Annotated in this window: 21 protein-coding genes and 1 other RNA gene; 11 read left to right on the forward strand and 11 right to left on the reverse strand. The window is 63.6% G+C overall.

Annotated elements, in window-relative coordinates; translation table 11 throughout:
* Positions 1 to 2: 2 nt before the first annotated feature.
* Positions 3 to 959, reverse strand: coding sequence for a glycine--tRNA ligase subunit alpha (glyQ, locus tag AOG28_RS10485; protein WP_107335756.1), 957 nt, complete (start codon positions 957 to 959; stop codon positions 3 to 5).
* Positions 960 to 1,128: 169 nt separating this feature from the next.
* On the opposite strand from glyQ, the gene rfaD reads away from it, so the two are divergent.
* The 3 genes from rfaD (at position 1,129) to AOG28_RS10500 (ending at position 4,145) form a co-directional block, all read left to right on the forward strand.
* Positions 1,129 to 2,085: an ADP-glyceromanno-heptose 6-epimerase gene (rfaD, locus tag AOG28_RS10490; RefSeq protein ID WP_054556380.1), complete on the forward strand. Its 957-nt coding sequence runs from the start codon at positions 1,129 to 1,131 to the stop codon at positions 2,083 to 2,085.
* 132 nt (positions 2,086 to 2,217) lie between these two features.
* A complete protein-coding gene (gene waaF / locus AOG28_RS10495) occupies positions 2,218 to 3,237 on the forward strand; it encodes a lipopolysaccharide heptosyltransferase II (RefSeq protein WP_054556381.1) in 1,020 nt (339 codons plus the stop codon).
* Entirely contained in the window at positions 3,234 to 4,145 is a 912-nt protein-coding gene (locus tag AOG28_RS10500) for a hypothetical protein (RefSeq protein ID WP_054556382.1), read from the forward strand. Before waaF ends, AOG28_RS10500 begins: the two co-directional genes overlap by 4 nt.
* A 163-nt stretch (positions 4,146 to 4,308) precedes the next feature.
* Here the strand turns inward: AOG28_RS10500 and AOG28_RS10505 are convergent, their stop codons facing one another.
* From AOG28_RS10505 to AOG28_RS10520, 4 genes are all read right to left on the reverse strand, one after another.
* The gene (locus AOG28_RS10505; protein ID WP_054556473.1) at positions 4,309 to 5,442 is read right to left on the reverse strand and encodes a glycosyltransferase family 4 protein; all 1,134 of its coding nucleotides are present in this window, start codon (positions 5,440 to 5,442) and stop codon (positions 4,309 to 4,311) included.
* Positions 5,443 to 5,444: 2 nt separating this feature from the next.
* Positions 5,445 to 6,290: a glycosyltransferase family 2 protein gene (locus AOG28_RS10510; RefSeq protein WP_082388690.1), complete on the reverse strand. Its 846-nt coding sequence runs from the start codon at positions 6,288 to 6,290 to the stop codon at positions 5,445 to 5,447.
* A gap of 72 nt (positions 6,291 to 6,362) precedes the next feature.
* On the reverse strand, positions 6,363 to 8,369 hold the full coding sequence (locus tag AOG28_RS10515; RefSeq protein WP_054556383.1) for a DUF3413 domain-containing protein: 2,007 nt from the start codon (positions 8,367 to 8,369) through the stop codon (positions 6,363 to 6,365).
* A gap of 177 nt (positions 8,370 to 8,546) precedes the next feature.
* Positions 8,547 to 9,335: a 3-deoxy-D-manno-octulosonic acid kinase gene (locus AOG28_RS10520; protein ID WP_082388691.1), complete on the reverse strand. Its 789-nt coding sequence runs from the start codon at positions 9,333 to 9,335 to the stop codon at positions 8,547 to 8,549.
* Between AOG28_RS10520 and AOG28_RS10525 the strand changes: the two genes are divergently transcribed.
* Genes AOG28_RS10525 through waaA form a run of 3 tightly spaced genes read left to right on the forward strand, consistent with a single transcriptional unit; the run spans position 9,334 to position 13,252 of the window.
* Positions 9,334 to 10,497 carry a glycosyltransferase family 9 protein gene (locus AOG28_RS10525; RefSeq protein ID WP_082388692.1) on the forward strand — a complete coding sequence of 388 codons (1,164 nt, stop codon included), beginning with the start codon at positions 9,334 to 9,336 and terminating at the stop codon, positions 10,495 to 10,497. The two genes, AOG28_RS10520 and AOG28_RS10525, sit on opposite strands and share 2 nt — an antisense overlap.
* A complete protein-coding gene (gene hldE, locus AOG28_RS10530; protein ID WP_043331637.1) occupies positions 10,497 to 11,927 on the forward strand; it encodes a bifunctional D-glycero-beta-D-manno-heptose-7-phosphate kinase/D-glycero-beta-D-manno-heptose 1-phosphate adenylyltransferase HldE in 1,431 nt (476 codons plus the stop codon). The genes AOG28_RS10525 and hldE overlap by 1 nt, the downstream gene beginning before the upstream one ends.
* Before the next feature lie 2 nt (positions 11,928 to 11,929).
* Positions 11,930 to 13,252 carry a lipid IV(A) 3-deoxy-D-manno-octulosonic acid transferase gene (gene waaA, locus AOG28_RS10535; protein WP_054556385.1) on the forward strand — a complete coding sequence of 441 codons (1,323 nt, stop codon included), beginning with the start codon at positions 11,930 to 11,932 and terminating at the stop codon, positions 13,250 to 13,252.
* A gap of 150 nt (positions 13,253 to 13,402) precedes the next feature.
* Here waaA and AOG28_RS10540 read toward each other — a convergent pair whose 3' ends face one another.
* Positions 13,403 to 14,179, reverse strand: a complete 777-nt coding sequence (locus AOG28_RS10540; RefSeq protein WP_054556386.1) for a DeoR/GlpR family DNA-binding transcription regulator — start codon at positions 14,177 to 14,179, stop codon at positions 13,403 to 13,405.
* A gap of 318 nt (positions 14,180 to 14,497) precedes the next feature.
* On the opposite strand from AOG28_RS10540, the gene AOG28_RS10545 reads away from it, so the two are divergent.
* Positions 14,498 to 15,766: a NupC/NupG family nucleoside CNT transporter gene (locus AOG28_RS10545; RefSeq protein ID WP_043331634.1), complete on the forward strand. Its 1,269-nt coding sequence runs from the start codon at positions 14,498 to 14,500 to the stop codon at positions 15,764 to 15,766.
* A gap of 349 nt (positions 15,767 to 16,115) precedes the next feature.
* The gene (locus AOG28_RS10550; protein WP_082388693.1) at positions 16,116 to 16,970 is read left to right on the forward strand and encodes an outer membrane protein OmpK; all 855 of its coding nucleotides are present in this window, start codon (positions 16,116 to 16,118) and stop codon (positions 16,968 to 16,970) included.
* 133 nt (positions 16,971 to 17,103) lie between these two features.
* Here AOG28_RS10550 and AOG28_RS10555 read toward each other — a convergent pair whose 3' ends face one another.
* Both AOG28_RS10555 and rpiA read right to left on the reverse strand, forming a co-directional pair.
* Positions 17,104 to 17,829, reverse strand: a complete 726-nt coding sequence (locus AOG28_RS10555; RefSeq protein ID WP_054556387.1) for a DUF3157 family protein — start codon at positions 17,827 to 17,829, stop codon at positions 17,104 to 17,106.
* 9 nt (positions 17,830 to 17,838) lie between these two features.
* Positions 17,839 to 18,510 carry a ribose-5-phosphate isomerase RpiA gene (rpiA, locus tag AOG28_RS10560; RefSeq protein ID WP_054556388.1) on the reverse strand — a complete coding sequence of 224 codons (672 nt, stop codon included), beginning with the start codon at positions 18,508 to 18,510 and terminating at the stop codon, positions 17,839 to 17,841.
* Between the two features lie 237 nt (positions 18,511 to 18,747).
* Between rpiA and ilvA the strand changes: the two genes are divergently transcribed.
* A complete protein-coding gene (gene ilvA / locus AOG28_RS10565; protein ID WP_263643043.1) occupies positions 18,748 to 20,271 on the forward strand; it encodes a threonine ammonia-lyase, biosynthetic in 1,524 nt (507 codons plus the stop codon).
* Positions 20,272 to 21,016: 745 nt separating this feature from the next.
* Here the strand turns inward: ilvA and AOG28_RS10575 are convergent.
* The 3 genes from AOG28_RS10575 to AOG28_RS10580 form a co-directional block, all read right to left on the reverse strand.
* Positions 21,017 to 21,733: a 5-formyltetrahydrofolate cyclo-ligase gene (locus AOG28_RS10575; protein ID WP_082388695.1), complete on the reverse strand. Its 717-nt coding sequence runs from the start codon at positions 21,731 to 21,733 to the stop codon at positions 21,017 to 21,019.
* A 22-nt stretch (positions 21,734 to 21,755) separates the two neighbouring features.
* Positions 21,756 to 21,938: non-coding RNA, 6S RNA (ssrS, locus tag AOG28_RS17535), on the reverse strand.
* A 73-nt stretch (positions 21,939 to 22,011) separates the two neighbouring features.
* Positions 22,012 to 22,389: a cell division protein ZapA gene (locus AOG28_RS10580; protein ID WP_064503224.1), complete on the reverse strand. Its 378-nt coding sequence runs from the start codon at positions 22,387 to 22,389 to the stop codon at positions 22,012 to 22,014.
* 260 nt (positions 22,390 to 22,649) lie between these two features.
* On the opposite strand from AOG28_RS10580, the gene AOG28_RS10585 reads away from it, so the two are divergent.
* Both AOG28_RS10585 and pepP read left to right on the forward strand, forming a co-directional pair.
* Positions 22,650 to 23,291, forward strand: a complete 642-nt coding sequence (locus AOG28_RS10585; RefSeq protein WP_064503223.1) for a UPF0149 family protein — start codon at positions 22,650 to 22,652, stop codon at positions 23,289 to 23,291.
* A gap of 134 nt (positions 23,292 to 23,425) precedes the next feature.
* Positions 23,426 to 24,769: a Xaa-Pro aminopeptidase gene (pepP, locus tag AOG28_RS10590; RefSeq protein WP_054556390.1), complete on the forward strand. Its 1,344-nt coding sequence runs from the start codon at positions 23,426 to 23,428 to the stop codon at positions 24,767 to 24,769.
* The last annotated feature ends 3 nt before the right edge of the window (positions 24,770 to 24,772 follow it).

Consider the following 24,772-nt stretch of genomic DNA (forward strand, 5'->3'; position numbering starts at 1 on the left):
GCTTACGCGTCTCCCTCGGTAGTGGTGTCATCGGCGGCGAGCAGCTCATCACGCAGCGCCTGCGGGGCCAGCGGGAAGCCGGCGGCCTTGCGCGAATCGTAATAGGCGTGGGCCACATCACGGGCGAGAGTGCGCACGCGCAGGATGTAGCGCTGACGCTCGGTGACGGAGATGGCGTGACGCGCATCCAGCAGGTTGAAGGTATGTGATGCCTTCAGTACCTGCTCGTAGGCCGGCAGCGGCAGGTTGGCGGTCAGCAGCTTCTGGCACTCGCTCTCGCAGTGATCGAAGGCAGCGAACAGCTCCGGCACGGCAGCGTGCTCGAAGTTGTAGGCCGACTGCTCCTTCTCGTTCTGCAGGAAGACGTCGCCATAGGTCACGACGGAGCCGTCCGGCGCGGTGGTCCAGATCAGGTCGTAGACGCTGTCCACGTCCTGCAGGTACATCGCGATGCGCTCGAGGCCGTAGGTCAGCTCGCCGGTGACCGGGAAGCATTCGATGCCACCTGCCTGCTGGAAGTAGGTGAACTGGGTCACTTCCATGCCGTTGAGCCACATTTCCCAGCCGAGGCCCCAAGCGCCCAGCGTCGGAGATTCCCAGTTGTCCTCGACGAAACGGATGTCGTGGACCAGCGGGTCGATGCCCAGACGCTCCAGCGAGCCCAGATAGAGCTCCTGCAGGTTGGCCGGTGACGGCTTCATCACCACCTGGAACTGATAATAGTGCTGCAGGCGATTGGGGTTTTCGCCGTAGCGGCCGTCGGTGGGACGGCGGGAAGGCTGCACATAGGCAGCGTTCCAGGTTTCAGGACCGATGGAGCGCAGGAAGGTCGCCGGGTGGAAAGTCCCCGCGCCAACCTCCATATCCAATGGTTGCAGGATGATGCAACCCTGTTCGGCCCAGTATTGCTGCAGGGCCAGAATCAGGCCCTGGAAGGTTTTCACGTCTGGCTGTGTCATTGGTGAAGCCCGTTGGCCCATGAATTCGAGAACTGCCGAGTATACAATCCCCGCTTATCGGGTTATAGGCCGCAGACGAAACCGAGTGCGTGCCATTTCCAAATTCTGATGTGTCGCGTTACTGAACGCGCGCGTTGCCTACAAGCCTCTAGAGGCTCTGGGAGCTCAAATGATCGTCGTTACCGGAGGCGCCGGTTTCATCGGTGCCAATATCGTCAAGGCACTCAATGACCGCGGCCGTACCGATATCCTGGTGGTGGATGACCTGAGTGACGGCACCAAGTTCGTCAATCTGGCGGACCTGACCATCGCCGATTACCTCGACAAGGACGACTTCCTGATTCGCGTCCAGTCGAGCCTGATGGGCGAGTATGCCGAGTTGCCGAAGATCGAGGCGATCTTCCACGAAGGCGCCTGCTCGGACACCACCGAGTGGGACGGCCAGTTCATGCTCGAGAACAACTTCGAGTACTCCAAGGTGCTGCTCAACTTCTGCGAAGCGAACCAGATTCCCTTCCTCTACGCGAGCTCCGCGGCGACCTACGGCGACAGCCAGGTCTTCAAGGAAACGCCGGAGTTCGAAGGTCCGCTCAACGTCTACGGCTACTCCAAGCTGCTGTTCGATCAGCACGTGCGCCAGCGCTGGGACAGCCTGACCACCCAGGTCGTCGGCTTCCGCTATTTCAATGTCTACGGCCCTCGTGAGCAGCACAAGGGCAAGATGGCCAGCGTTGCCTATCACCATCACACCCAGGTGAAGGCGGGCGAGAACCCCAAGCTGTTCGGCGCCTACGATGGCTACGATGCCGGCATGCAGAGCCGTGACTTCGTCTATGTCGGTGATGTGGTCGACGTGAACCTGTGGTTCCTCGATCACCCGGAAGCCTCCGGCATCTTCAATCTGGGTACCGGTCGCGCCGAGCCGTTCAAGGCGATCGCCGAGACCGTCATCGAGTACTACGAGAAGGGCGAGATCGAGTACATCGACTTCCCGGAAAACCTCAAGGGCCGCTACCAGAGCTTCACGCGTGCCGATATCGGCAAGCTGCGCAAGGCCGGCTGCAACGTCGAATTCAAGACCGTTGCCCAGGGCACGCGCGCCTATCTCGAATGGCTGAATCGCTGAGTCCGAGCACTTGTGGACTGAGCGCGTGCGGACTGAGCGTGTGTGGATTGAGGGTGAGCGCCTGCCTCGCAAGGGCGATGGGGCAGGGCAAGCGCACCCGCAAGGAGGATTGGCCGTGAAGAGGAGCAAGGCATGAGTGAGCGCATTCTGGTGGTCGGGCCCAGCTGGGTCGGCGACATGGTGATGGCGCAGAGCCTGTTCATGACGCTGAAGCAGCGCTCGCCCGGCTGCCGGATCAGTGTGCTGGCGCCCGCCTGGTCGCAGCCGATCATCGAGCGCATGCCCGAGGTCGAGGAGGCACTGGCGTTGCCGGCGGGGCATGGTGACTTCGCCCTCAAGGCGCGCTGGCAGCTCGGGCGTTCGCTGCGTGGGCGCTTCGACCGCGCCATCGTGTTGCCGCGCTCGTGGAAGGCGGCGCTGGTGCCGTTCTTCGCGCGCATTCCTGTGCGCGTCGGCTTCATCGGTGAGCAGCGCTACGGTCTGCTCACCGAGTGTCGCAAGCTCGACAAGTCGGTGCTCGATCAGACCGTCAAGCGCTTCACGTCGCTGGGCCTGCCCGTTGAGGAGGCCAATCCGCCGGCGGGCATCCCGGAGCCCGCTCTGGTCACTGACAGCGCCAATCAGCTGCGCTTGCGCGGCGAGTTGGGGCTGGTGGCGCCGCCGGCACCCATCATCGGCATGATGCCCGGAGCGGAATATGGCCCGGCCAAGCAGTGGCCGCTGGCGCACTTTCGCGCGCTTGCCGAGGCATTGACTCGCCAGGGGGCCGAGGTGCGCATCTTCGGTGGCCCCAAGGATGTCGCGGCGGGGGAGGAGATCGCCCAGGGGCTTGCGGGCGTTCACAACCTGTGTGGCAAGACGCGGCTGGCGGATGCAGTGGACCTGATCGCCGAGTGTCGGGAAGTGGTCAGCAATGACTCCGGCCTGATGCATGTCGCAGCCGCGGTAGGGGCCCGTATCCAGGGCATCTACGGTTCCTCGTCGCCGCATTACACGCCGCCGCTGACGGCCAATCGCGAGATCCACTGGCTGGCGCTGGAGTGCTCACCCTGCTTCAAGCGCGTCTGCCCGCTGGGGCATACCAATTGTCTGAACCATATTGCTCCCGAGCGACTGTTGGCGGCGATCTCGCTGGATGAGGATGCGCGGTGAACCTGCCGAGAAACCGTACGACGGATGATCTGATCCACCCTCGCATGCGCGGGGCCATGCAGCGTGCTCAGCGGATCGAGGCGCTGCGTGCCTGGTGCGAGCACCACCTGATCCTGCCGTTCAGCCGTAGCTGGTTGATGCGTTGGAAGCGCCAGCGTGCACGCCATCAGTCCCTTGAGCGCCGTGGCCTGCCGCGTCATGCGCTGGAAGACGTGATGGGGCAGGAGGCGTTGACGGTCTGGGTCAATCCGCGTGAGCTGGTGCGCGACGTCAACTTCGGGCGTGACAAGCGCAACCGGCCTTCCTCCAACGTCTTCATCTGGGATGGCGACTGGGACCTGCGGCGCGGTGCCTTCCGTTTCGGTTCACGCTCGCGGCTGATGCGGGACCTGATCGAGCATGGCGATGACCTGACAGTGACGGAGCGCTATCAGCACTTGAAGGCCTTGCTGGAATCGGGCAAACCGTGGTCGTCGCCGCGTGATGGACTGTTGATGGATAGCGAAGAGCAGATTCTCGGCTATCTGCGCTGTTATCGCGGTTATCTGCAGGACATGGCCAGCAATGGCTTTCGTCAGGGGGTCACCAAGGACGAGATGGGCGTCGCGGTGACGCGTGAGGGTCGCCTGCTCAAGATCAACCGTGGTCTGCATCGTCTGGCCATGGCGCAACAGGTCGGCGTGCCCAGCGTGCCCGTCGTCATCAAGGCGGTACATCGTGAGTTCTGGGACAGAGTGACCGCTGGTGCCGAAGGCGATGAGGCCCTGCAGCGGCTGCAGGCTGCGCTACGGGAGTGTCGCCCCGAAAGCGAACCAGGCCCGCTGGATCCCCGGACATATCCCGTGTTGGGTGTGGACGAAGGCTGGCCGGATCTGCGTGGCCTGGAGGACGCTGGTTCCCGCGCCTGAGTTGCTGACCTGCTGTTTGGAAAAACGAAAAAAGCCCTGTTTCATTGTGATGTTTCACATGAAACAGGGCTTTTTTTATTCTCTAGCTGGGCGATAGGTGCTTGGACGATAGGTGCTTGTGGGCCAGGTACTGGGGCGATAAGTGTCTGAGATGAAAAGCGGTCTAGCGTGCCAGCCGCTGATAAAGCCCCAGATAGGCCTCGCCCATGGCGCTGGGAGTGAAGCGTGCCAGATGCGCACGCGCCCCCGCGACCAGCCGCTCCCGACGTGGTGCATCAGCGACGAGTGCCACGATGGCGGCAGCCAGTGCCTGTGCATCGCCGGTGGGCACCAGCACGCCGGTGCTGTCGTCATGCACGATATCGGGGATGCCATCCACATCGCTTGCGATGATCGGGACGCCGTGATCCATCACGTCGAGCAGAATCGAGCCGAGACCCTCGTTGCGCGACGGGAAGGCGAACAGATCGAAGGCTTCCAGATAGTCGCCGACATTGGTGTGGAAGCCTTCCCAGACCAGATTGTCGAGATCGGCACTTTCCGCCTTGAAGGCCGCTTCGTCCTCGCCGGCGCCCAGGCAGACGAACAGCAGCTGCGGGTGGCTGTCGCGCAGCCTGCGGGCCGCCTCGATCAACACTCGCTGGCCCTTGTGGCGGTCCACCAGGGCGCCGACATGCCCGATGACAACACGATCTCCTGCGGGCGTATTGCCGAAGCGCTGGCGTAGCTCGGCCACGGCTTGCTTGTCGCTGGGCAGATGGGCGAGGGTGCTGGGGATCAACGCCGTCTCACCCCATTGGCGCTCCCGCAGGTGAGATTCGATCACCGACGAAATCGCCACCCGGCAGGCGGCCGCGCGATAGGTCAGGCGATTGAACGGCTTGTCCTTCACCGGTTGGGGCACCCGGCGTGTCAGCAGGTAGGGCGTGCCGGTGAGGCGCTGATGCAGCCATGCCCAGTGCACGGCCTTGGCTTCGTGAGCATGCACGATATCGGCGCGGGGCTGGCCGAGATGGCCCTTGAAGCGTCCGCTGATCTCGATCACGTCCACCGTGACGGCCAGCTCGAGCGCCGCCAGTTCGCTGATCAAGGGCGAGCCCCGTAGGCACACCAGTGACTGGCGGATCGGCGCACCGGCTTCGCCGTTCTCCCCCGGGCTTGCGCGTCGCGCCAGGTCCGCGATCAGGTTGAGCGTCTGGCGCTCACCGCCGCGAAAGCCGCGTGCCAGATTGACATGGCGTACGTGAAGCGGGCGCGTCACACCTCGCGCGGCAGTCGGCTCACAGCTAGAGGTCATGGTCACCATACCTTGTTGAAATCTTCGGCCTCACGCACCTTGGCGTCGCGCTGGAATTCCAGCAGCTTGGCGTATTTCAGGTAGGCATTGACGCTGGCTGACAGCGCCACCGAGAAGCCATCGACGCCATCGCGGAAGCCGGCCTGGAAGACGAACTTGCGCATGAAGGCATTGCTGGCATGCAGGAAGGGAGTGAAGGCGTTGGCGCGTTTTCCCTTCTGATACATGATCTTGGCGGCGCGGTTCGAGAAACGGCCACTGGCCTTGACGAACAGTTCACCGAGATTGGCGAAGCTGTAATGCTCGAGATCGGCGTCCAGCTCGCAGGGGTGGTTGGCCTGCACCGAGCTGTGCTGACGCGAATCGCGGAAGGCGAGTTTTTCGCGGTCATACAGGCGCAGGCAGTAATCGGGATACCAGCCGGCATGTCGCACCCAGCGCGAGCCGATGAAGTTGCGACGGCGTAGCGCGAAGCCATCATGGGGCGTGCTGTCGAGTGCCAGTTCCCGGATGGCGCTGACGGCGCCGTCGGTCAGGCGCTCATCGGCATCCAGAGACAGCACCCAGCGGTGGCTGGCATGGCTTGGCCCGACATTCTTCTGCGGCCCGTCGCCCAGGTAGGGTTGATCGATCACCACGGCGCCCATGTTGCGCGCCAGCTCGCAGGTGGCATCGGTGGAGCCGGAATCGACCACGATCAGCTCATCGCAGACCTGGGCCAGCGAGCGCAGGCAGTCCTCGATGTTGTGGGCTTCATTGAGGGTGATGACACAGCCGGTGATGGGCACCGCGGTGCGCAGCTTGCCATCGGGTGAAGGGGCGGCCGAGGCCTCGTCGCTCGTGTTCATGACGGTCTCTGTCTGAAGAGCGCCTGCAGCACGACGGGGTGGGGCAGGCGCCGATGGGACTCAGTGGCAGGCTCAGTTCGCGTAGAAGCGGCGCATGGCCTCCATCACTTTCATGACGGGGTTGGCGCCTTCGCCGAGCGCCTGCCGACGATTCATCTCGCCATCGTACACTGCATAGCCGCCGGTGCCTTCCAGTGCGTAGATGCGATCGCGCTGAATGATACCGAAGTCCTGATAGCTACCGGAGAGCACCCATTCGTTGTCGACCTCTGGTTGATGGTCGAGAGTGCGCAGCAGGTCATGGCCCATGCTGTAGTCGCTGGGGGGATTGCTGATGCCCATCACATGGCGTAGCAGTGTCGGGACGACATCATAATGCGCGGTGACGGGCGGCAGGGGCAGCTGGCTTCCATAGTGGCCGGCAGGAATGCCGGGGCCGCGCAGAATCAGCGGTACCTGGGTCTGGTAGCGAGTGAAGTTGCCATTGTGTCCCCAGAAATTCTTGCCGCTGTCATTGAACTCCTGAGCATGATCGCCGGTGACGACCAGCACCGTATTGTCCCACTCGCCGTGTTCTTTCAGGTCCTGAATCACGCGCGCCAATTGCCTGTCCAGATGATACAGCGAGTTCAGATACAGGTTGCGCACAGGCGTCGGGTCGGTGTCGGGACCCAGTGTCAGATAGTCCATGCCGGTGGCGCTGGGCTGGAAGGGAGTGCTGGCACCTCTGGGCAGCGAGTAACCATGCGGAGCATCGTAGAACAGCACGCCCAGCCACGGTTTCAGCGCATGAGCGTCCTGCTGCAGCGCTGTCTGGCGGCGCTGGGCCTGCCAGGCGAGCCAGTCGGTCGTCATCACGCGGTCCCGCATGGCGGGGCTATCGCCCAGGGTGCGCAAGCGCAGATCTGGCACTTTCGGGAAGAGGCTGCGGTCCAGGCCGACACCATTGAAGCTTGCCGAGGAGAATAGCCCCAGCGGCCACTGGCGCTGCAGTGCCTGATTGACCAGCACGCTGCCCAGGCCGTCATTCTCCATCGGGGTGACGTAATTGGCGGTCAGGCCAGATAGCAGGCTGAAGAAACCGGTGCGGGTGCTGTTGCCGCCGGAGATGTGATCCGGAAAGTGCAGACCATCCGCCAGGGCGGCGTGCAAGTGGGGCATCGCCTCGGCAGTGAAGCTATCGGCGCGCCAGGAGTCGATCACCAGAAACAGGATGTTGGCAGGCTGGCTGTCGACACCTCTGCTGGTGATGACATCGTCATCCTGTTTAAGCGGTACGGCAGGGTAGGCCAGCGAACCCGCCCCGAAATTCTGGATATGCACCTTGGCCGCTTCTGCAGTCCGGGCATCCAGCCACCCGTGGTCTTCCATGAAGTCGCGCGCTGTGGCCGGGAACAGCAGCGGGAAGGCTGGCGCTTCGCGTGTCACCTGCAGGTTGTGATGGGCATCCGACACGATGTGCTGGATGTGGCTCGCCAGCAGCATGAGGAACAGCAAGGCATGCAGCTTGCCTGTCGGCAAACGGTGAGCGCGCTTGATCGCCGCAGGCCCACTCAGTCGATAAGCCAGCCCGCAGCAGAGCGCGATCAAGCCGAGCAGGGTGCAGGCACCCAGTAGCCAGGTCGTGGCATCGAACTCGAAGATTTCACCGTTGCTGTCATTGAGGAACATCGACAGCATGAAGCCGTTGAGATGGAAGCGGTACTGGGCATAGACGAGGCTGTCGATGATCAGTGCGCTCAATGCACTGCCGGCCAGAATGCCCGCAGGGAGCCACAGCCAGCGGCGAGCGCTGCGCGCGGGCAATATCATGCCGAGCAGGCCAAGTGGCAGCCACAGTAGCTGGGCAAGCAGTCCGTAGTGACCCAGCCAGGTGGTGGCCAGGTAGGCCCAACCGCTCAGGCTGGCGGCACTCACTCCTTGCGGGAGTGGGGTAAAGGGCAGATAGCGGGTCGCGACCAGCCAGATCAACACCAGGATGGCGAGAGAGAAGGTGGCGCTGTCGCGAAGATAGCGGCGGCGGCTGTCACGAGGTCGGGCGTTGGCGGGCGCAGGCGAGTCAGGGGTCTTTGCGGTCATCGGTCATATCCGGCGGATAGGAAAAAGCGCGATAACCCATCAAGCGTGGGGAGCGGCAAGATGGTTATCATGCATAATATATTGTTAGCATGATATCTTGTTTTGCGCGCCGGATGACCACTTTGTCAGTAATAGAGTTGAACGGAGCGTCAGCAAAGAGAGGGACGAAGCGGGCGCCTACCCTTGATAGGCGCTGCAGATGCGGGCCAGGCACGCCGCATGATGTGTCGGGGTGAAGCGGGCCAACGAACGGCCCAGGCGGGAGAGATTGCTCTCGCGCCAGCGTGCATCCGTGGGAGCCTCGGCATGCAGCTGGCAGCGATCGAGATCGATCACGTAGACGCGTTCACTTTCATCGATCAGCAGGTTGCGTGCGTTGAGATCGACATGCTCGAGCCCGGCGTCATGCACGGCGCGGATGGCGTGACCTGTCGCGTCGAACAGGCGGAGCAGGGCCTCGGGCAGCTCGGCCCCGTCAGGCAGGTGCTGTGCTTCGAGGGCGATCAGGTCATCGGCGAAGGCGCGTGCGCCGGGAATCAGCACCGTGATCAGGGCGGCCTCGTAGGTCAGGCCATGCCGCCACACGCAGGCGCCGACGGGCTCTGGCACCGGCAGCCCCTGGCGATACAGACGCTCCGTCAGGCGCAGTTCAGCGAAGGCGCGGGTGCGCTCAAGGCCGGTGTAGAGGTAGCGCTGACTGGCGAGCTTCGCGATCAGGCCGCCGCGACGATAGGGGCGCAGTGCCCAGCGGCGAGCCGGTGTCGCGGTGGTATTGGCGGGTTGCAGTTCGGCGGGCAAACGACAGACATCGAGGAACAGACTCGCCCCGCGCCCCGGTGCTTCGCCGGTCACGGCGTCGTGTTCACGCCAGAACGATGGCATGAACCAGTCCGGCGTCATTTGTGGCGCTGTTTCGCCATCATATAGAATGTGGGCATTCTCATTTCGGAAAACTGCCATCCGCATGAAGCATCCTCTCCCTGCCCAGCCCGCACATATCTGCGTGCTCCGGCTCTCCGCTCTCGGCGATGTCTGCAATCTTGTGCCAACGGTACGCGCCTTGCAGCGTCAGTGGCCTGAGGCCCGCATTACCTGGATCGTCGGCAAGGGGGAGCACAGTCTACTGTCCGGCCTGACCGGGGTCGAGTTCGTGGTCTACGACAAGTCCACCGGCCTTGCGGGCATGCGCGCCATCTGGCGACAGCTCAAGGACACGCACTTCGATGTGCTGCTGCACATGCAGCAGGCACTGCGCGCCAGTGCGCTGTCGCTGGGCCTCAAGGCCAAGGTGCGCATCGGTTATGACCGTGCGCGTGCCAAGGACTGGCAGTACCTCTTTACCTCCCATCAGCTGGCCCCGCGAGAGCGCGCCCACGTGCTGGAGTCGTTCATGGACTTCGCGCGTACTCTGGGTGTCGAGGACTGCCGCCTCGACTGGCGTCTCGATGTGCCGGCCGAGGCCTACACCGAAGCCGCACGCGTCACCGGCGAGGCGCCGTATCTGATCATCAGTCCGTGTGCCAATCCGCGACTGCGCAACTTCCGCAACTGGTCGCCGGAAGGCTATGCGGCGGTCGTCGATCATGCCTGGCAGCAATATGGTATCCGCAGCGTGATGACCGGTGGCGGCAGCCCGCAGGAACGTGAAATGGGCGCGCGCATCAAGGCGCTGGTCAGCGAAGGCGCGGTCATCGATGCCATCGGTGGCACCTCGCTCAAGGGCCTGCTGGCGATGATCGATCGCGCCGTGGCGGTGATCGCGCCGGATTCCGGCCCGGTACACATGGGCAATGCGCTCAATACCCCGGTGATCGGTCTGTACGCCACCACCAATCCCGAGCGCGCGGCGCCGTACTGCTGGCAGCATCTGGTGGTCAATCGCTATCCGGACGCCGTGAAGACCTATCTTCACAAGCAGATGGACGAAATCAACTGGGGGCAGCGCGTGCGCCATCAGGACGCCATGAGCCTGATTCGCGCCGAGGATGTCATCGCGCGCCTCGCTGAGCTGCTGGCGGACACCGATGGCGTCATTCGCGGCCAGAGCTGCGAACGTCTGCCGGTCGCGGCTGTCTCCTCTAAGGATACCACTTCTTCCCAATCCCCCTCTGCACGCGGAGACGCCTGATGAAGCTTGATCTGACTGCGCTTGAACAGGCTCGCCTGCTGGTCGTGGGTGATGTGATGCTCGACCGCTACTGGCACGGTGGCACCTCACGCATCTCGCCGGAAGCGCCGGTACCGGTGGTACGAGTCGGCGAGAGCGAAGACCGCCCCGGCGGTGCCGCCAACGTCGCGCTCAACATCGCCTCGCTCGGTGCACACGCCACCCTCGCGGGCGTCGTCGGTGAGGATGACAACGCCGCCATCCTCACGCGCGCGCTGGAAAACGCCAATGTCATCACGCGCTTCCAGGCCAGTGACAGCGTGCCGACCATCACCAAGCTGCGCGTGATGAGCCGCAATCAGCAGCTGCTGCGCCTCGATTTCGAGGAGCCGCTGCACGAGGTAGATACCAGCGCGCTGGTGAGCCAGGTCGAGGCCGAGCTGGGCGCCAGTGGCGTGATGATTCTCTCCGACTACGGCAAGGGCTCGCTGAATCAGGTCGAGGCGCTGATCGCCGCCGCGCGTGCGGCGGGCAAGCGTGTGCTGGTCGACCCCAAGGGCAGTGATTTCTCGCGCTATCGCGGCGCCAGCATCATCACCCCCAACCTGACCGAATTCGAGACCATCGTCGGGCCGTGCCGCAGCGACGAGGAACTGGCCGAGAAGGGCGAGGCACTGCGTGCCGAGCTCGAGCTGGAAGCCCTGCTGGTGACGCGCAGCGAGAAGGGCATGACCCTGATCCGCGAGGGCTATCAGCCGCTGCACCTGCCGACGCATGCGCGTGAGGTCTACGACGTCACCGGTGCCGGCGATACGGTGATCGGCGTGCTGGGACTGGCGCTGGCGGCCGGTCACGCCTTCCCGGAAGCCGTGATGCTGGCCAACCTGGCCGCGGGTCTGGTGGTCGCCAAGCCGGGTACCGCGACCCTGTCGGTGGCAGAGCTCTACACCGCGCTGCACGGCGACAAGCTGGCGGAATTCGGCGTGATCCAGGAGTCCGCGCTTATCCCGGCAGTCAAGGCCGCCCAGGCACGCGGCGAGCGTGTGGTGATGACCAATGGCTGCTTCGACATCCTGCACGCCGGTCACGTGGCCTACCTGCAGGAAGCGGCACGCCACGGTGATCGCCTGATCGTGGCCGTCAATGACGACGACTCGGTGGCACGCCTGAAGGGGCCGACACGCCCGATCAATCCGGTGCTGCGCCGCATGCAGGTGCTGGCGGGCCTCGGTGCGGTCGCCTGGGTGGTGCCCTTCAGCGAAGACACCCCGGCACGCCTGATCGAGGCCGTGCTGCCGGATGTGCTGGTCAAGGGCGGCGATTATCGTCCCGAAGAGATCGCCGGGGGAGAGGCTGTGATCGCCAATGGCGGTGAAGTCCGCGTGCTCGGTTTCGAGGACGGCGTCTCCACCACCGCGATGATCGCCACCATCCTCGATCGCGAGGACTAGGCGTGAGCCTTGCCCGCGGCCTCTACAGCACCGCGCTGACCCTGCTGTCGCCCCTCATCTGGCAGCGGGTCTGGCGCGAGCACGATGCCCAGCACCCGCGCCTGGAGCGGCTGGGTATCATCCCCTCCACGCCGAACACCACGCCCGACATTGAGCGCCCCATCTGGCTGCACGCCGCCTCGCTGGGCGAGGTGGTGATGGTGGCGAGTCTCGTCGAGGCGCTGCGTCAGCGCTACCCACGGCGCCCGCTGGTGCTGACGACCATGACAGCCACCGGCGCTGCACAGGCCGCACGTCTGCTGCATACGCCGCAGGGCTCGTCAGGGCTTGCCCCGGCCCGTCATCATTACCTGCCGCTGGATTTCCCGCTGAGCGCGCGGCGCTTCGTGCGTCGGCTGCGTCCGGCGCTGGCGATCATGGTGGAAACCGAGCTGTGGCCCAACCTGATGGCCGCCTGCGCGCGGGATGACATTGCGCTGTGCGTCATCAATGGCCGCCTGTCACCGCGCGCCTTCCAGCGCTATCGCAGGATCGGCGCCCTGATGCGCGACAGCCTCGCCCACGTCAGTGGTCTGTCGGCCAAGTCGCAGCAGGATCTGGAGCGTTTCATGGCGCTTGGCCTGCCGCCAGCGCGTGGCACGGCCGTCGGCTCGCTCAAGTTCGAACTGGACATTGCTGAACAGGTCATTGCCGATGGCCAGGTGCTGCGCCAGTCATTCGCGCAGCGGCCGGTATGGATCGCCGCCTCGACGCATGACGGCGAGGATGGCCAGATACTCGCGGCGCATGCCGCGGTACGTGACCAGCATCCTCAGGCCTTGCTGCTGTTGGTGCCACGCCATCCGCAACGCTTCGAGGCAGTGGCCGCTCAGGCGGCGCAGTGGTGTCAGTCGCGCGGCGAGAGCAGCCTGCGGCGCAGTGCCATGACAGAGAGCGGCACCGAGGTGGCTGACGCCGCGTCGGTGCTGGTCGGTGACAGTCTCGGGGAATTGCTGACGCTGTATGCGGCCAGTGATATCGCCTTCATCGGCGGCAGTCTGGTGCCCATCGGCGGGCACAATCTGCTCGAGCCCGCTGCGTTGGGGCTGCCACTGCTGAGTGGCCCATCGCTGGACAACTTCAGCGAGATCGCCGAGGTGATGGCCGCAGAAGGCGCGCTTCAGGTCGTCGCGGATGACGCGGAATTGGCCGAAGCGGTGAATGCGCTGTTCTCGGATCAGGCCGCGCAGCAGGTGGCAGGCCAGGCGGCCAGCCAGGTCGTGGAGCGCAATCGTGGCGCGCTGAGTGGCACCTTGGCGATGCTCGAGCACCACCTGCCGCTGTGACGCCCCCGCGCACGCAAAGTGTGCATTGACTGTCTGGTCAGACAGAAAACGCCGCACAATCGTGCGGCGTTTTCTGTTTGTCAGTGGTCTGGCGCTGCGGGTGGCCTGACTCTTTCCAGCAAGGCAATCTGCAGCTCAGCAATCGACAGCTCAGCAGTCGACAAGCTCGGCCGTCACGCCCATTTCTGCCTCCAGTGCCCCCAGACAATCACGTGCGGCGGGGCTGGCATTGCTGATCACCACATCAAAGTCACTCAGCGGGGCGATGAAGGCGGGGCGCACCATCTCGAACTTGCGCGCATCGACGATCAAGAAGCGCTGCATCGCGCTTTCCAGAGCGGCCTGCTTGGCCGCGACCTCATGGAAATGGAAGCAGCTGACGCCTCGCTCGGCATGCACTCCGCCCGCCGAGAGAAAGGCCTTGTTGATGCCGAGGCGTCGGATGGCCTCCGGCATGTCGGTGGCGGTGAATGACTGGGTGGCCGGGTGAAAAAGGCCCCCCAGCATCACCAGCCGCACCCCGGGCAGATGGCCGACCGCGTTGGCCACATTCAGGGCGCAGGTCACCAGGGTCAGTGTCTGCTGGCGGTCGATGGCGGCCGCCAGATGGACCAGCGTGGTGCCGCAATCCACGTACAGGGTGTCGCCATCCTCGATATGACTGGCCAGCTGCTGGCACAGCGCTTGCTTGATCGGGGCGCTGGCGTCGATCTCGCGATCCAGGCGATAGACGCTGCCGGCGGATGAATCGACCAGCAACAGGCGGCCACCCAGAATTTCCAGCAGTCCGTTGCTGTGCGCCACGTCGCGACGAATGGTCATCTCCGAGACGGCGCATAGCTGTGCGGCGTCGCTCAGTTGCAGAGGGCTGCCTTCGCGCAGAATGGCCTGCAGGCGGTCGAGTCGGGCGGCGCTGTGATTGTTCATGCGGCTTTTGTCCTTTGGTGCCGGTTCCGATGAGGGAGCGTTGGCGAAAAACTGGGCGGAAGCGCCACGTCCCACGTCAGAAGCAGATGATAAACCACTGACACACAGGGAGAACCTCAAAAATGCCCCTGACACCGCCAGTCTGGCACTGGAAGACAAGTGGGCGTGAGGTAAAACGGACGTATTGACTATTTGGTCAGGCTGTGACTTTTTGAACATGGTGAGAATGCAGGATAACACTGCACGACGTTGAGAACGGGTCGTCGCAGCCTGCACGCAGCACCCATAACAACCACAAGAACCCTCAGGATCTTCCCAATGAATCCCCTCATGAGTCTCGTCGGGATGGCTTCGCTCATCCTCATTGCCGTGGCGCTGTCGTCGAATCGACGCGCCATTCGCCTGCGCACCGTGGGTGGTGCCTTTGCCATCCAGCTGGCCATCGGCGCCTTCGTGCTCTACACCTCCTTCGGTCAGGGAGTGCTGGCCGGTGTCTCCGGTGCCGTCAGTCAGGTGGTCAACTATGCCGATCAGGGCATCAACTTCCTGTTTGGCAGCCTGGCTAATCCGGGCAGTGGTGTCGGCTTCATCTTCGCGGTCAAGGTGTTGCCGATCATCATCTTCTTCTCGTCGCTGATCGCGGTGCTCTACTACCTCGGCATCATGCAGTGGGTGATTCGCCTGCTGGGTGGCGGCCTGCAGCGTGTGCTGGGCACGTCGCGTACCGAGTCGCTCTCGGCCACGGCCAACATCTTCGTCGGTCAGACCGAGGCACCGCTGGTGGTCAAGCCGTATCTGGCCAGCATGACGCGCTCCGAGCTGTTCGCCGTGATGTGCGGTGGCCTGGCCTCCGTCGCCGGTTCGGTGCTGGGCGGCTATGCGGCGCTGGGCATTCCGATGGAGTACCTGGTGGCGGCATCGTTCATGGCCGCGCCCGGCGGGCTGCTGTTCGCCAAGCTGCTGTTCCCGGAGACGGAGAAGCCGGACGACTCGATCGCTCTCGCCGATGCTGCCCTCAAGGATGATGATGCGCCTTCCAATGTGCTGGACGCTGCGGCCTCCGGTGCGTCTTCCGGCCTCAAGCTGGCAGCCAATGTCGGGGCGATGCTGCTGGCCTTCATCGCGCTGATCGGCCTGATCAACGGCATTCTCGGCGGCGTGGGTGGCTGGTTCGGCATGGACACGCTGAGTCTCGACATGATTCTCGGCTGGTTGTTCGCGCCGCTGGCCTTCCTGCTGGGCGTGCCGTGGAGCGAGGCGACCCTGGCGGGTTCCTTCATCGGCCAGAAGCTGGTGGTGAACGAGTTCGTTGCCTACATCAATCTGGCGCCCTACCTCAGCGGTGACAGCATCGTCGCGGCCACCGGCGCGGTGATGACGCCCTACACCATGGCAGTGCTGTCGTTCGCGCTGTGCGGCTTCGCCAATCTGTCGTCGATCGCCATCCTGCTGGGGGGGCTGGGCAGCCTGGCACCGACACGCCGTCATGAGATCGCAAGCCTGGGGCTCAAGGCGGTACTCGCCGGTACGCTGTCCAATCTGATGTCGGCGGCGATTGCCGGTTTCTTCCTGGCGCTGGCGGCCTGATGCATTCCTCGCTCTCCGCCCGGTCAGTCGACGGGAGCCATCCTGCCGGCATGCGCCGGGCGGCAAGCGAGGAAACATCGGGACGTCATCTCGGGGAAGCCGAGGGTGACAAGGTGCCTGGCGAGAGTGTGAAAAGGTTCACATTGTCGTCGAAGGCACGTTGATCACCCCCGAAATGTCGCTCTGTCGTTTTTGCGAGGAAGTGCTAACATCGCCGCCTTTCCAGACTGGGCCCCGTGCGAGTTTCACTCCCGCGCCTTCGTCGGACTTCATAGCGACAAGACCCGCTCAGCGGGCAAGACCACAAGAATTCGAACAGTCTCAACATTCAGGACAGGATCGTTACGCGATGACCATGCTCAAGACCCTCGCGGCCAGCACTCTGGCTGCCACCACGCTGCTGACCGCTGCAGCACCGGCGCAGGCTACTGACTTCAATGGCGATATCCACGCCAATGATTACAAGTGGCTGACCTTCAACCTGATGCGCAGTGAAGACAACCGCCTGCCGTTCCGCAACAGCGAAGATACCTACCTGGAGATGGAATTCGGCGGCCGCTCGGGCATCGTCGATCTCTACGGGTATGTCGACTTCTTCGACCTGCTGGACGACAGCTCCGATGACCTGAACGACGGCGACAACTTCTTCGCCAAGCTGGCGCCGCGTTTTTCGCTGGACGCCATGACCGGTTACGACCTGTCCTTCGGCCCGGTGGATGAGCTCTACATCGCCACCGTCACCAACATCGGTGACAACGGCGCATTCGGCGGTCTCTGGGAGCACTACGTCGGTCTGGGCAGCGATGTGCAGGTGCCGTGGTTCGGCAAGATGGGCTTCAACCTCTACGCGCGTTACGTGCGTGAGAACTACGGCGGTGAAGACGAGAGCAAGTGGGATGGCTACATGGCCTCCACCAACTGGTTCAAGCCGTTCGTCAACTTCGATGATGGCAGCTTCATCGCCTATCAGGGCTATCTGGACTACAAGTTCGATGCCGACGAAGTGGGCAGCCAGGCGGGCCGCAGCGTCAACAGCATGGAGTGGTTCAACGGTATCTACTACCACACCCAGCGCTATGCGATCGGCTATGGCCTGAAGTACTACAACAACATGGCATTCTTCACCGATGGCTCCACTGCCACCGGCGTTCGCCAGGACACCACCGGCTTCGGCAACTACTTCAGCATCAACTACAAGTTCTGATCACCGCTTCGCTCTCGCTGAGCGACCGGCGCTAAAACAGAAACGGGAAGCCCCTCAGGGCTTCCCGTTTTTCGTCTGGCTGCTGTGGCATCTGACGCCTGGAATCCGGCATCCGGCATCCGGCATCTGGTGATCAGCGGAACTCCACCTCGGTGACTTCCACGCGCACCAGCTGGCGTGACCACTCGCCCTCCGGCAGCGAGACGCGTACCTCGCGGCTATCGCGTGTCTGGCCGGGGCGCAGGTAGGTCTGGGGCAGGCGATATTCACCGACCCACAGTGGTACCTCACGCGTCGCGAGCAGATGGCCATCATCGGCATACAGGCGCAGTCTGGCCTGCACGCCGATGACACTCTGGCCAGCCGTGTTGTCGAGACTGAACTGCAGAAGCGCCTCGTCATCCTCTTCGCTCACCGAGGACAGACGCGCGACCAGACCATCGCGGTGGCCTTCACTCAACAGCCGCGGATTGGCCAGCGCGCTGCTGTTGAGGCGTGACCCGCTGTCAGGCGCTGCGTTGCTGGCACTGGTAGAGGCCGCACCGGCTGATGGTGAGGTCGAGTCGCCAGCCGGAGCGACCGCCGCCGTCACCGGCACGGCCGTCGAGGTCGGCACCAGTGCGCTGCCAGCGCCAGTTTCCACGGACGGTCGTGTGGCCGGGGGGGAAACGGCCTGCACCTCATCCAGCTGATATTCCCAGCTGTGGTCCGGCTTGAGCAGGATCTTGACGCCGCTGTCGAGCGTCACGGTGACTGGCTGGCTGATCGGCAGGCTATCGGCCAGCGCCAGCGGACTTGCGCTGGCTGCCAGCAGCAGTGCGGTCGCCAGGCGCAGTCGTGGGCGCAGATTCATCGTCATGCCAGCTCCTCAGGCAGTGATGCGTTCGACGCCACTTTCGCGTCCCACCAGCAGCACATCGGCACCGCGTGCCGCGAACAGGCCGTTGGTGACGACACCGACGATGGCATTGATGCGCGCTTCCATGGCGATCGGGTCCTCGATCAGGAAGTTGTAGCAGTCGAGGATGCGGTTGCCGTTGTCGGTCAGCACGCCATCGCGGTAGACCGGGTCTGCGCCCAGCTTGACCAGCTCACGCGCCACATAAGAGCGCGCCATCGGGATGACTTCCACCGGCAGCGGGAAGCCGCCGAGAATATCCACCTGCTTGGAGCCATCGGCGATGCACACGAAGCGCTCGGCGCAGGCCGCGACGATCTTCTCGCGGGTCAGCGCGGCGCCGCCGCCCTTGATCATCGCCAGGCGCGGGTCGATCTCGTCGGCACCATCCACGTAGACCGGCACGGTGCCGACATGGTTGAGTTCGAAGACGTCGATGCCATGGCCCTTGAGGCGCTCGGCAGTGGCTTCGGAGCTGGCGACGGCGCCGGCGAAGTCGTGGCGCACTTCCGCCAGCGCATCGATGAACAGATTGGCCGTCGAACCGGTGCCGACGCCGATGATGGTGTCGCGGCTCAGCAGCGGGCGAATCTCGTCAAGGGCGGCGCGGGCCACGGCCTGCTTCAGCTCATCCTGGGTCATGTGATACCTCGGGTCGGTGGGGCGGTGGTGAAAGTGGGCATTGGCGCGGTCTTCCTTACGTGGCCAGCAGTTTACCGCCGGCAGGCACTGGAAAACGGCTTGACGTGAAGCGCAACGCCGGAAAACGCCACATTATAACGGCAAACCTGGCGATGGCGCTGGACGCTCTCGCCAGCGGTCTGATAACAATGGGGGTTCGGTCGCGCTCATGCGGCCCGCGCTGTGACACATCAGGACATTCCTATAATGCTCGAACATTACGTCAAGAAAATCCTGTCGGCTCGTGTCTACGAAGCCGCCCATGAAACTCCGCTCTCGCCGGCACCCTTGTTGTCGCGTCGTTTCGGCAATCACATCTTCATCAAGCGTGAAGACCTGCAGCCTGTCTATTCCTTCAAGATTCGCGGCGCCTACAACAAGATGGCCCAGCTGACGGATGAACAGAAGGCGTGTGGCGTGATTGCGGCCTCGGCCGGCAATCATGCGCAGGGCCTGGCGATGGCGGCCAAGCTGATGGGCGTCAAGGCAGTGATCGTGATGCCGCGCATTACGCCGGAAATCAAGGTGCAGGCCGTGCGCGAGCGCGGCGCGCGGGTGATTCTCAAGGGCGACGCCTTCCCCGAGGCACTGGCCCACGCGCGTACCCTGATGGACGAGCACGGCTATACCTTCATCCCGCCCTATGACGACCCGGATGTCATTGCCGGCCAGGGCACCGTCGGCATGGAAATCCTGCGTCAGCACCCCGGCAAGATCGATGCGATCTTCGTGCCGGTCGGGGGCGGTGGTCTGATCGCCGGTGTCGCGGCCTACGTGAAGTACCTGCGCCCCGAGATCCGCGTCATCGGGGTCGAGGCGGAAGATGCCGCCTGCCTCAAGGCAGCGATGGAAGCCGGCGAGCGCGTGGTGCTGGACCAGGTCGGCGTGTTCGCCGAGGGCGTGGCGGTCGCGCAGATCGGCGCGGCACCGTTCGAGCTCATCCAGCACACCGTCGATGAGGTCATCACCGTCAATACCGACGAGATGTGTGCGGCGGTCAAGGATATCTTCGAGGATACGCGCGCCGTCTCCGAAACCAGTGGCGCACTGTCACTGGCGGGCCTCAAGAAATATGTCCAGCAGTCAGGCGCGGAAGGGGAGACGCTGGTCTGCATCAACTCCGGTGCCAACACCAACTTCGATCGCCTGCAGCACATTGCCGAGCGCACCGAGCTGGGCGAGCAGCGTGAGGCGATTCTGGCCGTGACGCTGCCGGAGCGCCCGGGGGCCTACAAGCAGTTCTGCAAGGTGATCGGCAAGCGCATGGTCACCGAGTTCAACTATCGCTATGCCAATCCGGAGGAAGCGCATGTCTTCGTCGGCGTGCAGGTCAAGCCGGGCGGTGAAGACCGCGCCGCTGTGGTCGAGAAGCTGCGTGAGGCGGGCTATGCGGTGGAAGACCTGACCGACAACGAACTGGCCAAGCTGCACACGCGTCATCTGGTCGGTGGGCGCACGACCAGCGATCTCGAGGAAGAGGTCTATCGTTTCGAATTCCCGGAGCGCCCTGGCGCCCTGATGAATTTCCTCACCCACCTGCCGGCGGACTGGAACATCTCGCTGTTCCACTACCGTAACCACGGCGCGTCGCATGGGCGGGTGTTGATCGGCATGCAGATCCCCAATGGCGACCGCGCGCGGGTCGAGGAATATTTCAATGAGATCGGCTATCGCTTCTGGAAAGAGAGCGACAATCCCGCCTATCGCCTGTTTCTGTCCTGAGCGAGGCAAGCGATGGGGCGACGATGGCTATATGAGTCATTGGCGTTGAAGGTGGCGAGCTGAGGCGTAGCTCATCATGCTTCATTGGTCACATTCGTGGATAGAAAAGCCCCGGCCTTCGCGTGGAAGGCCGGGGCTTTTTCATGCGTATCCGGCGGGCATGCCGCAGGAAATTCCACATTTCATGCCGAGCGCGAAAAAGAACGGTGTTTTTGACGAAAGTCCTTGTCGGCTGGGGCGACCAGACATCAAAAGCTGCGTGGAAAAGCGTCCATTCAAACGATTGCATGGTGATTGTCATACAGAAGTCAGATGCCTATCATCTGGTCACTGTCAGGAAGACAGTCATCGACAACCGTCACGCGAAAGCCACTGACGATATAAGAAGAAGCCCGCTCTCATGAAACGTAAGCCCGATCTGGTCATGGCCCTGGTATTCATCTTCGGGATTGGTGTAGTGGCAACCGGCTACGCCCAGACCGTAATGGGTTCCTGAATCCTGCGCTGCTGCCCTCACCGGCGGTAGCGGTGCTGCTGGCGTCAGTCTCTCTGGCGCCACGCACCCATGCCATGACCCTCCTGCCAGGCTTTCCAGCGTTTCTGCTCCCAGCTTTCCCTCAGCTTGCCCCCCCGGCTGGCCTCACTGCGTTGCTGCTTCTCCTTCTCACCGATAGCCCATTTCTGCCTGCTTTCACCCTCGACATCTCGTGGTCGTGCCATCGATCTCGTCATAAAGCCCAGCGCCTCATTCAGGGCGGGCAGGGCGTACGACTTCGCGATCACTGATGATGGCGTCCAGCGGGACATCCCAGGACTGTACCGGCAGGGCGGGGACTTTCTGACAGTGGTGGGCGAGGCCGATCAATAGTGGTCGGGGGCCGGGACGGCGGGTAAAGGCGAAGCTGCGATCGTAGAAGCCGCCGCCCATGCCGATACGAGCCCCGCGCCCATCGAAGCCGACCAGCGGCATCAAGACGACATCCAGCGCCCAGGCAGGCAGGCGCCGCACTCTGGAAGCACCATGACGGGTGTCCGGTTCGGCGATGCCGAAGCGGTTGATGACCAGGGGTGTCTGATCGTCATAGCGCACGAACCATAGCGAATTGGCCGCGAATGGACGCAGTACCGGCAGATAGACCTTCGCCCCCCGTCGCTGCAGCCAATCGCACAGGCGCGTGGCATCGATCTCGCCATCGTAGGGCAGATACAGGGCGACGTGGCGGGCGCGCAACAGTTCCGGCAGTCGTTTCAGCTGACGCAGGAGCGCATCTTCGGCTTGCAGGCGAATGGCAGGTGGTAGCTGACGGCGGCGTTGGCGCAGCAGACGGCGAAGCGCACGGCGGTCGGCCTGAGGGTGATCGAGCTCGCTGGGCAGCGCCCAGAGCGTGGTATCGAGTGCTGCAGAAGGGAGTGGCGAGCGTGGGCTCGCGGGTGCGGCATAGACCGCGGGGGGCTTGCGCATGCCTGACAATCTCCGTCAGACAGGGTTCTCCAAGGTGCCGGTGTTACCGGGGGCCCTTGAACCCAGCGGTTCAAGGTGGGTAGTCCCGCGCAGCGCATCAGGCGTTCCGACGCACGGACATGCACACAGCACTGCGCAGTGGACTCCCTGGGAATAGCTTATAAGCTCGAGGGACATCGGCAACTGTCGTACACCCCAGAGAACTCATTCAGTCTACCAAACCCCGCCTGCCTGCCCAAGGGCTAATCCTGTCGGGAACAATCTGTTGCCTGAATGTATCAGTTGTTTGATTCTGAAGCGTTTTTACGCTCAGCAGCGCGCGCCTTCGCCTGATCGGCATAGTCGGCTGGCAGCTGACTGAGCGCGGCATCCAGTTGACGGTCCAGCGCGGTGAGGCGAGTCTCGAAGTCGCGCTGCAGGGCGCGCTCGCTGTCACGGCTGTTGATCAACTCATGCGAGATATTGAGCGCTGCCATCAGGGCGACCTTGTCGGCACTGATGGTGTTGCCGCGCTGCTGGATGCCTTGCATGGCGAGATCCAGATAAGCCGCCGCACGGGTCAGGCCATCTTCCTCGCCGGGCTGACAGCTGACGGTATAGCTGCGGCCGAGCAGGCTGATCTCGGTGGTATTGCGTGGGGTGGCGGAATCGCTCATGTAGATCCTCTCGGGCCTTGTCCGGCGTCATCCAGATTGATGCCGACGTCCTGCTGTCAGTGCGTCACCGTCGCAGTCAGGACGGCAAGCCAGAAGGAGGGCCAGTGCGGTAAGATGGGGGCATTCTCGAGCCACTATAGAGAGCCGCTTCTGGAGGGTCAACGCGCCGCGCGGCGCGGCTGCCTTGTGCTGCAGCACATCCTTCAGATGCCATTCTCCCGCTACAGAACCACTTCTCACTGACTCAATGGGGCCGCATCATGGCGATCATCAACGATACCTTCGACTTCTCGCTCGTCGCAGACCACTTCCTGGCTCACGGTAGCCTCAACAATCCCTCCTTCCTCGATGGTCAGCTGGTGGCCGCACTGGCGCTGGATGACATCAGTGCCGAGGATTGGCTGGCGCGCGTCTGCGCCTCGCTGGGGGTCGAGCAACCGGCCACGCGTGAGGCCGGTGAAGTCTTCCTCACCTGGCGCACGCGCAATCAGGAGCGTCTGGCCGCCAGCGAGATGAGCTTCGAGCCGCTGCTGCCGGATGACATGTTCTCGCTGGCCGAACGCGGTCAGAGCCTGCGCGAATGGACGCTGGGCTTCCAGGAAGAGCTGGCCGGTGCCGATGACGATGTCCGCAGTGGCTGGAGCCAGGCGCTCAAGGATGCGCTGAGCGATGTCGAAGCCATCTCGAGCGGCCTCGCCAACGCCGAAGACCTCGACGACGACAATGCCGAGGACGAGGCCGACCTGTTCGCGCTGGCTGACCATGTGCGCATGGCGGCCTTGCTGCTGTATACCGAGCAGCACCCGGGCAACCCGGACGTCGAGAAGCCCAGCGATGACCAGCTGCCGGAAGGCGGTCTCGAGGGCAGCCTCGGCGTCAGCTCGCGTACCGATACCCACTGAAACGATGGTCACCCACCGCTTGCGCCGCGTCTGATGCAAGGCTGGTACAAGGGGGCGGGTGACCCCATCTACAGCATCACGCCTGTTTGTCACTCGAACGCGCCATGCCCGGCGGGTTCTCGACGGAGATTGCCATGACTGCCCCAGCCATCCTGCCCGCACCTGCTGCCCTGACGGCAGAGGATTTTCGTGCACGCCGCCAGCGCCTGATCGCGCAGCTGCCGCAGGGGGCTGCCGCATTGGTGGTCTCGTCGGGCCTGGCCCAGCGCAACCGCGACAGTGAATACAACTTCCGTCAGAACAGCGACTTCCACTATCTGACCGGCTGGCCGGAACCCGAGGCCGCCTTGCTGTTGCTGCCCGGGCGCGCCGAAGGGGAGAGCGTGCTGTTCTGTCAGGAGAAGGACCCGCTGGCCGAAGCCTGGACCGGCATCCGCATCGGCGCCGAGGGTGCTGTCGCCACGGCAGGCTTCGATCAGGCCTTCACCAATGAGGCCCGTGATGAAGTGATGGCCAGCCTGCTGGATGGCCGCGAGCGTCTCTATGTGCTGTTCGAGGATGATGAAGCCCTGGCGCTGGCTCAAGCGCTGCGCGATGAGCTGGCCGCCGCGGTGCGTCGCGGAGCACGGCCGCCGGCCGCCTTCGAGGATCTAGCGCCGCTGCTGCATGAGCAGCGCCTGATCAAGGATGAGCGTGAACTGGCACTGATGCGTCACGCCGCCGAGATTTCCGCGCGCGCGCATGTGCGTGCGATGCAGATCAGCCGACCCGGCCTGCACGAGTATCATCTGCAGGCCGAGATCGAGCATGAATTCCAGTGGCAGGGGGCGCCGGCTCCGGCCTACACCAGCATCGTCGGGGCGGGTGTGAATGCCTGTGTGCTGCACTACATCGAGAATCGCGCGCCGCTGGAGGATGGTCAGCTGGTGCTGATCGATGCCGGCGCCGAGTACGCCCTGTATGCCGGCGACATCACGCGTACCTTCCCGATCAATGGCCGCTTCAGTGAGCCGCAGCGCCGTCTGTACGAGATCGTGCTCAAGGCGCAGGAGCGCGCGGTGGCCGCCGTGGTGCCGGGTGCAACGTTGGTGGGCATTCACCAACAGGTCGTGCATGACCTGACCACTGGGCTGGTCGAGCTGGGCCTGTTGCAGGGGGAGGTCGAGGAATTGATCAGCAGCGATGCCTACCGTCGCTTCTATCTGCACTCCACCTCGCATTGGTTGGGACTGGATGTGCACGATGTTGGCAGCTATCGCGAAGCGGGTGAGCCGCGTCCGCTGGTGCCGGGCATGGTGCTGACCATCGAGCCGGGCCTCTATATTCCGCAGGACGGCGACATTCCCTTTGAGTATCGCGGCATCGGCATTCGCATCGAGGACGACGTCGCGGTGACTGCCGCGGGCCACGAGGTGTTGAGTCATGGCGTGCCCAAGTCCGTCGAGGCCATCGAGGCGCTGATGCGCGCGGAGGCCTGACGC

Origin of the sequence: Cobetia sp. UCD-24C (genome assembly GCF_001306765.1) — a bacterium.
GTDB classification, from domain to species: Bacteria; Pseudomonadota; Gammaproteobacteria; order Pseudomonadales; family Halomonadaceae; genus Cobetia; species Cobetia amphilecti.